Source organism: Enterococcus sp. 12F9_DIV0723, assembly GCF_002174375.1.
Lineage (GTDB): Bacteria > Bacillota > Bacilli > Lactobacillales > Enterococcaceae > Enterococcus_A > Enterococcus_A gilvus.
This window is the reverse complement of the sequence record NZ_NIBK01000001.1, coordinates 1,277,091-1,291,898: the sequence shown is the minus strand read 5'-3', so window position 1 is coordinate 1,291,898 and position 14,808 is coordinate 1,277,091. Positions and strand designations below refer to the sequence as shown.

Sequence of the window (14,808 nt, the reverse complement as noted above, 5' to 3'; positions counted from 1 at the left end):
ATTGTAACACAACTCTTCTTTTAATGTTTTTCTATAAAAACTTTTGAATAATCATTGATCAAAAATAATTATTATCCAAGTTCCAGTATTTTTGACGAACGACTTCATTTTCTTTTGTTAACTTAAAGGGTATGATGCTCCCTTTTTTCACTGAATCTGCGATTACTATTGTTCGAGAAGACGCGAACACTTTCTCAAATATATTCAAAATAAAAAGACGGTTCGAACCATCTTTTTACGAAATAATTTTAATATGTTTTATCGGATAGTAGACTGCTTGCGCTTTTCCTAAAATATCCTTACTTTGAACAGTTCCAAAAGAGCGGCTGTCTTTCGAAATTCTCCGATTGTCCCCTAAAACAAAATACTCATTGGGGGGCAACTTCTTTTCACCGATCAATTCTTCTAATTGAAAATCTGTCGTATACGGAGAAACTTGGTGGTCATGATTTCGATTGTTGGTAAGAAAAGACTCAGATATTTTATTTCCATTGATATAAAGTTGATCTTTTTCATATCGAATTTCATCACCAGGGAGTCCTATCACTCGTTTTATATAAATCGTCCCATCGGACTGTTGAAAAACAATAACATCAAATCGTCTTACCTTACTAAACTTTTCCATCAAGACCATGTCCCCTTGACTCAAGGTTTGATCCATTGAATTGCCTGTCACCGGAACAGGAATTAATAAGAATCCACGAATCACCACACCAATAAAGAGGGAAATTAATAAATATTTCACGGCCAACCATAAATGACCTTTGGTTAATAAAGATTTCAATTGTTTCCCTCCCTGTTCTCTAGAACACCAGAGTCCACTTTAAAGCTATTTTTTTAATGTTTCCAAAGCTTTTGCATAAGCAACATCATTGGTTTTAACAAGCTTGAAGACTTTTTCTTGCAAAACATCAACTGTTTTGTCATCCAACGCACCCGTAGCAGACAAATTGTTTTCTGTCTGAATTTTTAGGACAGCATCTCGTGTCGCTTCATTAAACACATTGCCCTCTGTTGGATACCCCAACGCGTTTAATATCGTATTGATATTCTTCACTACATCCCCAGTGTCCCCAATACGCCAATTGGATTGCTTAGAAATGGGTGGAAGTTTTGCATACTCAGGGTAATCTGCTTCTATCGTTGGAGCTACTCCTTTGCCTTCGACGGATGAACCATCTGGAGCAAACCACTTCATGATAGTTAACTGGACGTAATTATCCTTTCCAATGGGGCTAATACTTTGAACACTGCCTTTGCCAAAAGTATTTACCCCGATGATAGGATAGTTCTTATTTTTGACTGCTGCTGCTAAAAGCTCAGCACCATAGGAGCTCTCTTGATCAACCAGGAAAACGGTAGGTTCCTTTACTTTAAATCCTTGATCAATCTTTTTTCCTGCTTTATCAATGGAAATAATTTTTTTATTATTTGAAAACTGAGCGATCGTATCGCCATTTTCTAAAAAGTAACTTGCTACTCGTTCGGCTTCAGCGATCAATCCACCAGAATTTTGGCGCAAGTCTATAATAAATGACTTCGCACCTTCTTTTCTTAGCTGTTCGATTATTGTTCGAAATTCAAGTGCAGTGGTTTCCCTAAAGTTATCAATTTGAATGGAACCAATTGATTTATCCTCTGGATCTAAATTGCCTTTGACTGTATCTTCTGGAACAATATCACGCTCTAACGTCACCTCAAAATCTTCATCACCGCGCTTAATAAGTAACTTGACCTGAGTCCCTTTGTTTCCGCGAATCATACTTGAAATTTGATCTAACGATTTATCTTTTGTTTTTTGCCCATTGACTTCTAAAATAACATCCTCTGCCTTCAATTTGGCTTTTTCAGCAGGAGAATTTTTTACAGGAACACGGTCAATAACTGGCAAACGATTTTCTAATTGCAAATTGGCTCCGATTCCTTCAAAGCTTCCAGCAACTTTTGCATTCAGTTCCTTTGTTTCTGTCGCCGTCAGAAACTCTGATTCAGGATCTTTTAAAGATTCTGTCATTCCATTTAAAGCACCTTGAATCAATTGTTCTTTATTCACTTTATCTACATAATTGGTACTAATCAAATCATATAAATCTTGGACATCGTCCAAATCATTTCTCGTGATTTTAACGACAGAGTCATTATCCATTGCCTGTTTCTGCTCAATAAAATGAGTAACAACAGCAGTGATCACGACAGTACATACGATCGATATTAAAAAAATCGATACTGGTAACGTTTTTTTCTGCAAGGCGCATTTTCCTTTCACCCTTTTTTTCATGATAGCATGCTAGAAAAAAAAGGAAAAGCCTTCTACAACTTTTCCTTTTTTTTATTTATTGTTTTCTAAATATTTATCCCAAAGTTGATCAAAAAGATCCATTGAGTCCAAATAATCCACACTTAGTTCCAAGTAATCCGTAATCTCATGATAGTCATCTGAATGTTTAGGAAACATGATGTCTTTTGCAACAGACTCTGCAAAAGCCTCAACAGGATCATTCGGACGATGACCACGCTGAGTCAAAATATAATGGTAAAAGCTTCTTCTCAATTTAATGCCACCTCAACGATCACTAGTAATTCTTTTAGTCATTTGCCTTTTTTTCTTTTGGTAAATACAAACTAAATTGAATGTCATCACCTACAAGATCAATATGATTTGCTTTGATAAACATTCCATTACTCATTTTAAATTCATTCAATTTCAGAACGATAGTTTGCTCTTCCGGATCAATTGCTACCCATTTGGGGAATTTGTAGCCACGCTTTACGGTAGCCATAACTTGACTCACGGGTAAGTTTAAAGATCCTATAGACAAATCTCGGGCTTTCAATTGGACATTGCCATTATCCATAACATACGGATCAAAGTAAAGATAAAAATCCACTTTCGCTCCTAATATTTTGAATTCACCTTTTAGCATGGCTTGATTTTCTAAATAAAACTCATATTTAATATCGGAACCCTTTTGAAGATCATTTAGAAAATATTCCATGACCGTATTCAATTTCTTTTTATTGGTGTTCATTGTTAAAACAGGAGAACCTTTCGGTACCGTCGTTTCAGCGCTTGAAGGCAGATTCGTTTCTCGAGCTGTAAATATACGGACAGTAGAAAAAATGACGCCTCCTAAAATAACACCGATCAACACGAGGAAAGCCACTTTCCAGCCGTTGATTTTTTTCATTTTTTCCTTCATTAATTGCTCTCCTTTATTAACCACAAATCTTTTGTCTCTACTATTTTTTCTTGAATTGCTGTAGCCATTAATTGATATCCTAAATTGTTAGGATGAAAATTGTCTTCATCGTATAAGGCATTGTTTTTAACCTCAGAATTTGAGCTTTCATTTGTTTGACCACTGTCCTTTGTTGCAATCCCTTTGTAAAGGAGATCGTTAACGGGAACAAAAAAGCAGTTTTTGGTCTCTTTTGTTAAACTCTGAGTTTCGTCATTCCAATTATCAACGACAGTCTGCATGGCTTTTATATCTGGGAAATTCAAGAAATAGGGATTGTAAATTCCTATAATGTAAATAGGGGCGTTGGGATTTAATTCCCGCATCTCTTCTAAAATATTTTTGACATGCTCCCCATATTTTTTAATAGGCCGGTCAAATTGCTTCGCATTTTTCGCAGTAAGGTTTTTCTGAAACGCTTGAAAGAGATCGTTTCCCCCAACCGTCATCGTAATAAAATCTGCACTTGCTAAACTACTTCGCAAATCTGTATCTTTTTTTACACGCTTTAATATTTGATCACTGCGCTCGCCAGAAACACCATAATTATTTTTTTCGATTGAAGTTAATCCATATTTTTGTTGTAAGGCATCCGCTACTAAAGGTACATAGCCACCGCGTTTTGTCTGGTCGCCGACTCCTTCTGTAAGTGAGTCTCCCACAGCTACAAAGTGAACAGATTTCTTATAATTTTGACTTTCATCCCGAACAACGCGGATTCTAGATTCGGCTTTCGGAATTGTTAAGAAGAGAATAAGCAAAGTAACTACTGCTGTAACTAAAGGAACCACTATTATTGAAAATCGTTTCATTCATCTACTCCTTTGTAAAAAAACGCCTCTATTTCTAGAGGCAAGTTCGACTACTCTGTATAATACATGATCGCAAATGCGCCCGGCCCCGTATGCGTGGCAACGATTGGGTTCGTATGCAGCACAGGTATATGCATATCTGGGAACATTTCTTGAAGTGCTAGCTTGGCTTCATCGATAAACTCAAGTTTGCCAGCATAAGAAATACCAATTTGTTTTACATTGACTTTTGTTAGCTCATCTTTAAATGCCGTGAACCATTTACTAAATGTTTTCTTCCCGCGGCCTTTCGTAATGGGTAATAATTCACCCTCTTCAAGCTCCATGACCACTCGCATATTCAATACACTTGAAATAACCCCTGCGACTCGACTAATGCGCCCGCCTTTCACTAAGTTATCAAGTGAAGAAATACCGATAAATAGTTTGCTGTGATTTTTTACTTGTTCGACACCTGCCAAGACCTCCTCTAGACTTGCCCCTGACTGTGCCAATTTTGCAGCTTCGATCACTTGAAAAGCTTGGGATTGGTCAATAAATCCGCAATCAATAACTGTTACATTACTGCTACTTAAGAAAGTTGCTTGTCTAGCAGCTTCAGCGGTTCCGCTTAAAGTATGAGACATGTGGATCGAGACGATAGAGCTGCCATCTTTGCCTAATTCATCATAAAGTTCGGCAAAATATCCAATTGGAGGTTGGCTAGTCTTCGGTAAATTTTTAGCTTGTGCCATCATGGCCATAAACTTTTCACCGGTTAACTCATCATCGTCAGGATAGACCACGTCATCAATCATGACAGATAGTGGAATTACAGTAATATTTAATTCATCTCGCACCGATTTTTCAATCGTACAAGAAGAGTCGGTTACAATTTTAACATTTGGCATTCTGATCCTTCTTTCCATACCTAGTTTCAAATTAATTTTAGTATATCAAACCTTATGAAATAAATCATTCTTGAAACTATTTCTTTATAAATCTTGAAAAAACCGTGCCATTAAGACCCGGTTCTTTCATACATTTCAAAATAATAGCGATAAGGATTTTTGTCATCTCTTTGTCCTTGTCTTCGCTCAGTCAGCTGCCACTCTTCCCACTTCATATTAGGAAAATAGGCATCGCCTTCAAAACTAGCTTCGATGAACGTTCGATAGATTTTCTTACAATGGGGCATGAATTCGGTATAGATTGCAGACCCTCCTGCAATAAAAATGTTCCCATTATTTTTTTTATCGAAATCGAGCACTTCCTCTAGTGAGTGCATGATTAAAACATTTTCAGCATGATAGTCTTTATCATGAGTCAATACAATTGTCTGCCTACGTGGCAAGGGGCGTCCACCCATTCCCTCAAATGTTTTACGTCCCATCACTAAGGTGTGCTCTAATGTCATTTCCTTGAAGAAACGCAAATCATTTGGCAAATGCCAAGGCAAATGGTTATCCTTGCCAATCAAGCCATTTTTATCCTGTGCCCAAATCGCAATCAGCATTGTTTCCCTCCAAACTTAATAGCATCGTTTTTTTATAAATACAACGAGATACTCGTAAAAAATCTCTATTGATTAAAATTAATATTAGAATCACAAAATTACTGATCTTCTAAAATCTCACTGAGATATTCCCAGCGATTCATCATCTCATCAAGTAATTGTTCGTTTTTTTCAATTTCTTTTTGTAAATCTTGCAGCTTCGTGAAGTCGTCCCCTTGATGGTTCATTTCTTCTGTTAAGTCTTCTATTTTGCTTTCTAGAATAGAAATGTCCTCTTCGATTGTATCCCACTCTTTTTGTTCATTATAGGAAAGCTTTTTCTTTCGTTCCTTTGTTTGACTTTTTTGTTTGACTTGCTTTTCTTCTTTTATTGGAGACTGCTGGTCCAAGAAATCCATAATGGAACCGAAGTAAGGAATGATCCTGCCGTTCCCTTCAAAAATAAGTAACTTTTCCGCAACCTTATCTAGGAAATAGCGATCATGCGAAACCGTAATAACCGCTCCTGAAAATTCTGCTAAATAATCCTCTAATACAGTCAACGTAGCAATGTCTAAGTCATTCGTCGGTTCATCTAAGAGCAATACATTCGGCTGTTGAATCAATAATTTTAGCAAATACAGCCGTCGTTTTTCCCCACCAGACAATTTTCCAATCAATGTCCCGTGAATAAAACGTGGGAATAAAAAACGCTCCAATAGTTCTGCTACGCTAATTTGAGAGCCGTCTCGCTGTTTCACTTCTTCCGCAGCTTCTTGTAAATACGCGATCATACGCTTGTTCGGGTCTAATGTTTCATTTTGTTGTGTGTAATAAGCCAAACGAACCGTTTCGCCAACTTCAAATAAACCATCGTCTAATTGTAGACGTCCAGCTAGAATATTCAGCAGTGTTGATTTACCTGCACCGTTTTTCCCAGTGATACCTAACCGTTCTCTAGTTTGAATGAGCAAATCAAAATGGTTCAAAATTACGTTTTCACCAATGCTGTACTCTGCTTCCTTCAACTCTAAAACTTTTTTTCCAAGACGAGTAGTTGCTATATTCATTTCAAGCTGTCCGTCCGTCTTTACTTGATGAAGATTTTCTTTCAAATCTTCAAAACGGTTTATACGCGCCTGTTGCTTTGTCGTTCGCGCTTTTGCTCCAGCTCTCATCCAAGCGAGTTCTTGTTTATATAATTGCTTTCTTTTTCCCTCTTGCTCCATGTCCACGCGATCGCGCTCCGCTTTTTCCACTAAATAAGACTCATAATTTCCTTGATATTCAAATAGTTTCCCAAAAGAAAGCTCAAAAATGCGATTCGTCACATGATCCAAGAAATACCGATCATGGGTAACCATTAAAAGAGAACCTGTATACACTTTTAAGTAACCCTCTAACCACTGAATGGCATCATAATCAAGATGATTTGTTGGTTCATCCAATAATAATAGATCGGGTGCATCGATTAGAACTTGAGCTAAGGCCACTCGCTTAATTTGACCACCAGAAAGCTCGCCAATCTTTTTCTCTAATTCATGGATTCCAAGTTTATTTAAAATCGCTTTTGCTTCGCTATCTGCAGTCCATGCATCCTGCTTATTCATTGCTTCTTCTGCCAAGGTAAATTGACGCTGTGATTCTCTATTATTCTCATACTCTAAACGTAATAACGCTTTCTCATAATCCCGAACAGTCTGCATTAATGGATTATCTCCCTGGAAAACAGCATCGAGAACTACTAACTCTTGAGAAAAATTTTGCTCTTGCGGCAAATAGCCAATTCGATAATCGCTCGCCTTCTCGATTGCTGAAACATCCCCATCGCCGCTGTCTCTCCCAGAGAGTATTGTCAGTAAACTTGATTTCCCTGTTCCATTAACACCGATCAGACCGATTCTATCCTTTTCATGGATTAGAAAGGAAATACGATCAAATAAAGTTTTATCGCCAAATGTTTTATAAAGATCCGTAACTTTTAATTCTTTCATTCTGAACCATCCTCAAATTTCTCTCAGTTATTGTAACAAAAAAAAGCCATAAAGGAAATTTTTCCTTTACAGCTTTCTCATTACCAGTTAAATCCACTAAATTCATCAAAGTGGTGAGGATGTCCAGGCCCTCTACCATGAGGACCTCTGAAGCCATGAGGGCCATGTTCATGGGGGGAATGAGGACCGGCAAAATCCCCACCGCCGCCAAAGGACTCTTCTGAATCTTCTTCACCTAATTGATTCTTCAACGTTTCACTTAGTTTCTCAACTAAACGTGACCATTCTTCTTTTTCTTCATCTGTAAAATCTGCAAACAACTCTTCGCCAAAATCAGGTCTTTCTGAAATTTTTTCGGCTTCTTCTTTTCCGAGATCTGTTAATCGAATGATCATGATTCGACGATCTTGGTCGGACGCTTTTCGAGTGATTAATTCTTTGTCCTCAAGTTTTTGTAGCAGCTCTCCGACAGATTGTGGTCTCATTCCTAAAACAAACGTAAGGTCTTTTTGACTGATTTCTGGATTCATCTTCAACAAAGTTAAGACGCGACCTTGACCTCGATGAGGACCAAATCCCTCCTTTTTCGCCATTTTACGATGATAATAACGTCGCAAATCATGTTGTAATCTCATAAATTGTTCATTCGTTTGATTTTCCATCATTCATCTCTCCTTTTTGCTAAGGTACCTTATAAATATATAATACAGGTACCTTATCAAAAAAGCAAGCGACTTCCTAAAATTATTCTGGTACCTTAATAATTGCTTTACAATTTTCCTTACAATCAAGAACAACGATTTAATTCGCACAACTGTTTAATAAAAAAAGCATCCTAATTAGGACGCTCCGTAACAGATCTTTAAAATTGGTCACCGTAAACATCATCAACATTTTTTGTTGGATCAATCACGATATATAAACTTTTCGTTTTTTCAGAGACCTTTGTTGATTGGTAAATATTGTCTAATCCTTCGTGGTCTTTATCCTTATAAGGGAAATAAACAGAATCAGGATGTCCCGCACGATAGATGATTTCCATACGTTCAATGTCCTCGAATTTGCGAGCACGCTCAAACATTCCTAACTCTAAACCGCCCAGATTGATATCTGTTGTTTGGACATGGTCCCCTTCTTGATAAATTTCAATTTTGAAGCCAGCACATGGATGTATTTCCACGAACTCACTTCCATGAATTCTTCCGAAACTAGTCGTAATTTGTTTTATCCATAAATCGCCAATGTAACGGCGATCGATGGTCCAAGTTTCGCCATTTCGAAAATAGAATTTTAACGCTGTCATTTCTCTTGCCATTCTGCATTCTCCTCACTGCTAATCTAAAAATAAGTTTAGCACACCTTGAGTAAACGGTCACATGTTGTGCTTCTACTTCAATTTTTCAAGAAAATTTGCGATTTCAACGACGGCTCGTTGATGCGTTGCTTCACCAATCAACTGCTTATTATCGTAGGCTTTGATTAAAAAACTGTTTTTTTATTATCAACTTCCATTAGCGTTGCTTCAATTCTAATTTCTTCACCAACAGATGTAGGATACAGATGCTTTACATTCATTTTAAAACCAACGCTGGTTTGCTCTGACGAAAGCTGTGATGACAGAAGGACCTTACAGCAATTTTCCATCATTGCTACCAATGCAGGGGTAGCTAAAACTTCTAAATCTCCTGATCCCATTTTAAGAGCGCTTTGTTCTTCTTTAACTAAATATTTTTTTGTTATCTCTTTCATAGCCTCTCCTTTTCTAAAAAATCCTGCGCAAAATCTAATAGTGCTTCCTTACTATTCTCGAGTCGGCCTTCAACAACTTCCTTTTCTAAAGTGCTTAATGTTTTGCTAATCCACGGACCGCGTGGGTAGTCAAAATGTTCCATTACTTCATTTCCTTTTAACTCTAAATCTTTTAAAGAATTTATTGGTAAATATTGATAGAGCAATCGAACTTTGGGTAAATTAGGCTCCCGATCAAAGTAATAGAGTAAGTATTCAACAGAAAGAGCTAACTCTCTTCCTAATTGATACAACGTCCAGTTATCCCATTCGTGTTCCAAGCGAAAGTTTAAAGCCGGAACCATCTCCGTTACTTCTCGGATCAGTTGATTCGAACATTTCCATTCCTTCATAAAATGACTAATGTCCTTAGCTTCCATATTTAGCATAGTCATTAATAGCGTCCAAGCTTGACGTTCTGTTGGAATTGCCGGACCTCGAAGCTCGGCAAAATTCAACAATGCCTCTCCATAATCACGTAACCCTGGACAATAGATATAACACTCCGACTCTACGAAAGAACGCAAGCCCGCTTCACGAAACGATCCCATCATCAACTTGACAAATTCAACGTTGATACGCTCAACAGATATTTTCGCTAATAGAGAATGGTATTCTTGAATCGCCTCAAAGGTATCCGGCTCTAATGTAAATCCTAAGTGACTGACAAATCGTAGTGCCCGCATCATGCGCAGCGCATCTTCATGAAATCGTTCATAAGGATTACCTACAGCACGTAATACTTTGTTTCTTAAATCCTCTAATCCATCAAAAAGATCAATAATAGTCCCATCAATCCCGACCGCTAACGCATTGATTGTAAAATCACGCCGTTTAAGATCTTCTTTTAATGAACGAACAAATTCTACATGATCTGGACGCCGATAATCTTGATACGTTGATTCTGTACGGAACGTTGTAACCTCATACGTTGCCTCTTTTGTAAGTACCATCACGGTTCCGTGATCTATTCCAACATCGATCGTACGATGGAACAATTCTTTTACTTCTGCAGGAAACGCACTGGTTGCGATATCCACATCATGAATAGGCTTATTCAACAAAATATCACGAACACTCCCACCGACATAATACGCCTCGTATCCAGCATTCTGCAATTTTCTTAAAATTGGCATTGCACCTTGAAACTCTAATGGAAAAGCCTCTAGTTTCATTGATGTTCCCCCTCTATCTCACCGTCAATTCGCTCAAAACGAAAATGATCCCGTTGATTGAATTTGTCCATGTTTTGATTGAAGGCTTCAGTTAAATCTATTCCTAAAGAATTTGCCATAATAATCGTTACAAATAACACGTCTCCTAGTTCCTCTTCTACGGTCTTTGGCTTTTCAGAATTTTTTTTCTTTTTTTCACCGTAGTAATGATTGACCTCGCGTGCTAGTTCTCCAACTTCTTCGGTTAAACGAGCTAATTGTCCAAGCGGTGAAAAATAACCTGTTTTAAATTGTTTTATATAATCATCAACTTCTTGTTGCATGATTTTCATTGTCTTTTCATCCATCAAACCACCTCAAACCTATCTTATCAAAAAACAGATTTGTTTCCTATCATGTTGTTGTAACTAACTGAAATTCATGCTATGTTGATTGAGGATTGAATTTTAACTCAAATAAGTTATATCATTATTAAATTCGTTTCATTCATTAATAATCAGGAGGTGTCGTATGGAAACGACTTTGTCTACACGGATCAAGGAAATTACGTTCATTGTGGTGGGAACAGCCATTTACGCATTTGGTCTAGTTTATTTGAATATTGCGAATCACTTGGCAGAAGGCGGTGTCACGGGTATTACGTTGATTATTCGAGCCCTATTCGGTATTGACCCTGCTTATACTACACTAATCATTAATATACCTTTGATTTTAATCGGTGGAAAAATATTGGGTAAACGTTCCTTCTACTATACAATTTTAGGGACCGTCTGCTTGTCTGTCTTTTTATGGATATGGCAAAGAATTCCGTTACAAATCAATTTAGATCATGATTTATTCATCGTCTCTATCTTAGCCGGACTATTTGCCGGATTTGGTAGCGGATTGGTCTATCGAAATGGTGGTACAACTGGCGGTGCAGACGTTATTGCTCGTATTTTAGAACAAAAAATTGGCTTTACTATGGGAAAATCGTTATTAGTTTTTGATATCATCGTTCTGATTTGTTCATTAACTTATCTTGATTTGAAGCGGATGATGTACACGCTGATTGTTTCATTCGTTTTCAGTAAAGTCGTAGATATGCTGTCTTCTGGCGGGTACGCTGCTAAAGGTGTGATGATCATTTCCAACGAAAGCAATGTCATCGCTGAACTGTTGATGGCGCATTTAGAGCGGGGCGTCACGTATCTTCATGGCGAAGGCGGTTTTTCTTCGGAGTTAAAACGAATCGTTTATATCGTCGTTTCGCAGCAAGAAATCAATGAAGTAAAGAAACTTGTTCATTCTGTCGACGAAAAAGCATTTATTCTAATAAGTAATGTACACGATGTCGAAGGCGAAGGTTTTACTTATTTGAAACCGCAACGGCGAAGATTCACTTTAAAAAGGACCAATTAAAAAAACACAGACACGCATTAAACCGTCATGCTGTCTGTGTTTTTTTATTCATGTAACATTAACTTCAACCGATTCAGTTCATCGGATAACATGAGAAAAGCTTCTCTGTCACCGTCTTCAAGAGCCATGTCTATTTGTTTTTTTAATAGATTGGCCTGTGCTTCGTGTTCTTCATATTTTAAATAATTTTCTACTTCCAAAACAATTTCCTCACTGACCGTATCGTTCCAAGAAAGTGCCGGATTGTCTTCAAGAACAGATAAGTATTGTGAATTTTGCCATGAATTTGGGAAAATACATTCCAAATATAGAGGCTGCTGCCAATGCAAACGAATTTCATGAAAAATTTGATCGCTGTTAGAAAACTGATGTCCTTCAATTGTAAACACCATTGGTTCATCCCGTTGAGTGATATCCCTAAATACTAAGCCCCGCTTTGTTTCAAGCGCTTGCTCTACTATATGGACATTTCTAAGGATTGCCTCATGATTAATTAAATAGTTCAAAATCCAAATCACTTCGCGCCGCTGAAAACTAACATTGTTTATCAGCCACACAAGAAACTCACGTTTTTCACTTACATCGATCATTTTCTTCACCTCTCTATTCTTCTAATAATGATTGCACCTCTAAATCACCAGGTTCCATTTGTAAATAGTCGACCAAGACCGTACGCGCTAAATCAAGTTGACCATCTTCACGTAGGAAAATACCATAGGCTTTCAAGAAATCAGGTTCATGAGCCAAATCCTCATATGCCTGCTTGTAATAGGTCCGAGCTGCGCCAAAGTCTTCCAGCTCATTATATGCCTGTGCCAAATTCCACGCTGCATAAGGATTACCTTCTTCATCCATTTGGCTGATCATCTCAATCGCTTTGTCTGGTTGGTCCTCATTTAGATAAAGATTACTTAACGTAAGTAATGTTTCGTCTGTTTTTTCACCTGCTTCGAGCGCCTGTTTTAACAGTTCTTCAGACTTTTTACTGTCTCGTAAGCGGTACGCAATTTCAGAAGCCAGATGCAGTAATTCAACCTGATAAGGGTTCTCTTTTATTCCTTCTTCAGCAGCGGATAAAGCTTCTTCAAGTAATTCTTCTTCTTTTAGACTATCTGCAAGATAATAGTAGCCGCTCTGATATTCTGGATCGAGAGTAATCAGTTCCTGTAAATAATTGATTGCCTTTTGATGATCATGTAATTGATAAAAAGTGAAGCCTAGTTGGAACAATCGATCCGACGTATGCTCTTTTTCTAATGCTTTTTCTAAAAAAGGAATTGCTTCTTCAAATCCCCCCATCATGCTATAAGCAGAACCAATTCGTTCATCAATAGAAATGTTTGCTACCTCATCGATTCCCTGTTTCTGAAGCTGGCCATAGTCGTCAATGGCTTCTCCTAATTGATTGGCAGAAAAATGAAGCTCTGCTAAAGCAAAAGTTATTAAAGGCTCTTCTGGCGCTAGTGTTTTAGCTTGTAGTAATTTGGCTTCACTAACTTCTGGAATACCTAAAACTTGATAAAGATCAGCTGTCACTAATAAACTTTCTAAATAATTCTCACTGTCAGGTTGAATTTTTTCTAAATATTCAAAGGCACCATCAATATCGTCATCTTCAATCGCGATCTCTGCTAATGATAGATAGAAAACATCTTCTTCAGGGAAATCTGCTACCAGCTTTTCTAAAATACGTTTCGCTTCTTCTAGAAATCCTAATGTTTGCAGCTCCTCCGATAAACTTGCCAAAACTTCTGGTTCATCCTTTTTTAAAGCCTCTTCAAACATTAAATTTGCTTCTGTTAATTCTTCATTTTTTAATGCTGTTAGCATCTTTTCACTATAACTAGACATTTATTCTCCCCTGATCTCTGTAACATTTTTTTGATATACTTCAAACATTTGAAGCAGCTCTTTTTGTGTTGGTATTTTTTCTTGTCCAACTTCGCCAATTTGGGTCAATCCTGTTAATGGTTTTTCCTCCGCCAAAAGAATTACTTGCTGACCATAATCGGAAAACGAGATCCCCTCCGGCATTACAATTGGAAATCCTAATCGCACCAACCATATCATAAAATTTTTGAAATTGAAATGAAGATCGCTTGCTATGACATTCCACGCCAATTCAAATAGTAAACCAAACATGGTCTTCATACTATTAGATAATAAGGACCCATTCTCTGTTTGGAAAAAAGCTTTCTCAAAAGTTTTGCCAAACCCCAGCAGCTGTTCACTATTCTCTTGATAATAATTAATGAGTGTCTCGCTAAAAGCTGAAAATGAATCTTGTAATAATGCTTCACGCGTTGAAAAATTTAAATATAAACTTTGTAAAAATGAATAGTCACAAACGATCCCACATCGAATCAACGTTAGCAAATCAACCATTTTCCCGGTTGTTTGCTGGTCGGTCAACGTATGATCATACAAAATACTTTGCGGAACCTCCTCAATCTCCATGATTGTCATCATCGTCTTATTTGAAACAACTTGATCGATAAAGGACAAGCTTTGGGCAAAGGACCGTAAAGAGACCGGCAAAAAGAATAACTTCCCTTTGAAATTTGTGACATGGTGCGTAAATCCTAAAAGTTCAACGACACCTTCATTTCCTATGCCAATAAACAACGTTTCTTTTTGTCGACTAAAACGATTTAAAAAGGAAATTAACTCCTGAAAGTTTTCCATTGTATTACAGTAACGATTATTGGGCGTGATAAACCAATCATGCGTACTCGTCTCAGGGATAAACTGTCGCAATTTTTCCGCAAATAAATCATAATAACGCTGGTTCCCACAGAAAAGAATTTGTTTGTTTTCCAAATCTTTCTTACGCATCATTGAAGCGACTGTCTCTCCATAAACGATCTGCGTCTTACTTTCCTGATTTTGATACGTTTTTTCCATTCTGTTCACCCCGTTTCTTAT

17 protein-coding genes are annotated in these 14,808 nt (G+C 37.4%); 1 reads left to right on the top strand and 16 read right to left on the bottom strand.

Annotation, left to right across the window (positions count from 1 at the left end):
• Positions 1-235 precede the first annotated feature (235 nt).
• From lepB to A5868_RS06215, 13 genes are all read right to left on the bottom strand, one after another.
• On the bottom strand, positions 236-784 hold the full coding sequence (gene lepB / locus A5868_RS06275) for a signal peptidase I (protein WP_010780942.1): 549 nt from the start codon (positions 782-784) through the stop codon (positions 236-238).
• Between the two features lie 45 nt (positions 785-829).
• Positions 830-2,248 (bottom strand): S41 family peptidase, encoded by a 1,419-nt coding sequence (locus A5868_RS06270; RefSeq protein WP_010780943.1) that lies wholly within the window; start codon positions 2,246-2,248, stop codon positions 830-832.
• Between the two features lie 81 nt (positions 2,249-2,329).
• Positions 2,330-2,551 (bottom strand): YozE family protein, encoded by a 222-nt coding sequence (locus A5868_RS06265; protein ID WP_010780944.1) that lies wholly within the window; start codon positions 2,549-2,551, stop codon positions 2,330-2,332.
• A 34-nt stretch (positions 2,552-2,585) separates the two neighbouring features.
• Complete coding sequence (locus A5868_RS06260) at positions 2,586-3,200, bottom strand: YpmS family protein (RefSeq protein ID WP_010780945.1); 615 nt, start codon at positions 3,198-3,200, stop codon at positions 2,586-2,588.
• On the bottom strand, positions 3,200-4,051 hold the full coding sequence (locus A5868_RS06255) for an SGNH/GDSL hydrolase family protein (protein ID WP_010780946.1): 852 nt from the start codon (positions 4,049-4,051) through the stop codon (positions 3,200-3,202). The genes A5868_RS06260 and A5868_RS06255 overlap by 1 nt, the downstream gene beginning before the upstream one ends.
• Positions 4,052-4,101: 50 nt before the next feature.
• On the bottom strand, positions 4,102-4,941 hold the full coding sequence (locus tag A5868_RS06250; RefSeq protein ID WP_086304305.1) for a DegV family protein: 840 nt from the start codon (positions 4,939-4,941) through the stop codon (positions 4,102-4,104).
• 110 nt (positions 4,942-5,051) lie between these two features.
• Positions 5,052-5,546: a dihydrofolate reductase gene (locus A5868_RS06245; protein WP_086304306.1), complete on the bottom strand. Its 495-nt coding sequence runs from the start codon at positions 5,544-5,546 to the stop codon at positions 5,052-5,054.
• A gap of 98 nt (positions 5,547-5,644) precedes the next feature.
• Positions 5,645-7,519 carry an ABC-F family ATP-binding cassette domain-containing protein gene (locus A5868_RS06240; RefSeq protein WP_086304307.1) on the bottom strand — a complete coding sequence of 625 codons (1,875 nt, stop codon included), beginning with the start codon at positions 7,517-7,519 and terminating at the stop codon, positions 5,645-5,647.
• An 80-nt stretch (positions 7,520-7,599) separates the two neighbouring features.
• Complete coding sequence (locus tag A5868_RS06235; protein ID WP_254908317.1) at positions 7,600-8,184, bottom strand: MarR family winged helix-turn-helix transcriptional regulator; 585 nt, start codon at positions 8,182-8,184, stop codon at positions 7,600-7,602.
• A 197-nt stretch (positions 8,185-8,381) separates the two neighbouring features.
• The gene (locus A5868_RS06230) at positions 8,382-8,834 is read right to left on the bottom strand and encodes a hypothetical protein (protein ID WP_010780951.1); all 453 of its coding nucleotides are present in this window, start codon (positions 8,832-8,834) and stop codon (positions 8,382-8,384) included.
• A gap of 164 nt (positions 8,835-8,998) precedes the next feature.
• The gene (locus tag A5868_RS06225) at positions 8,999-9,268 is read right to left on the bottom strand and encodes a thioesterase family protein (protein WP_254908318.1); all 270 of its coding nucleotides are present in this window, start codon (positions 9,266-9,268) and stop codon (positions 8,999-9,001) included.
• Complete coding sequence (locus A5868_RS06220; RefSeq protein ID WP_086304309.1) at positions 9,265-10,482, bottom strand: CCA tRNA nucleotidyltransferase; 1,218 nt, start codon at positions 10,480-10,482, stop codon at positions 9,265-9,267. The genes A5868_RS06225 and A5868_RS06220 overlap by 4 nt, the downstream gene beginning before the upstream one ends.
• Positions 10,479-10,829, bottom strand: a complete 351-nt coding sequence (locus A5868_RS06215; protein ID WP_086304311.1) for a nucleotide pyrophosphohydrolase — start codon at positions 10,827-10,829, stop codon at positions 10,479-10,481. Before A5868_RS06215 ends, A5868_RS06220 begins: the two co-directional genes overlap by 4 nt.
• Before the next feature lie 163 nt (positions 10,830-10,992).
• Between A5868_RS06215 and A5868_RS06210 the strand changes: the two genes are divergently transcribed.
• Positions 10,993-11,883 (top strand): YitT family protein, encoded by an 891-nt coding sequence (locus tag A5868_RS06210; protein WP_010780955.1) that lies wholly within the window; start codon positions 10,993-10,995, stop codon positions 11,881-11,883.
• 44 nt (positions 11,884-11,927) lie between these two features.
• On the opposite strand, the gene A5868_RS06205 is transcribed toward A5868_RS06210, so the two are convergent.
• The 3 genes from A5868_RS06205 to A5868_RS06195 form a co-directional block, all read right to left on the bottom strand.
• Positions 11,928-12,473, bottom strand: coding sequence for a YpiB family protein (locus A5868_RS06205; RefSeq protein ID WP_086304313.1), 546 nt, complete (start codon positions 12,471-12,473; stop codon positions 11,928-11,930).
• Positions 12,474-12,486: 13 nt separating this feature from the next.
• On the bottom strand, positions 12,487-13,734 hold the full coding sequence (locus tag A5868_RS06200) for a tetratricopeptide repeat protein (RefSeq protein WP_086304315.1): 1,248 nt from the start codon (positions 13,732-13,734) through the stop codon (positions 12,487-12,489).
• The coding region (locus tag A5868_RS06195; protein WP_369596931.1) for a hypothetical protein at positions 13,735-14,808 on the bottom strand (1,074 nt) is incomplete at its 5' end.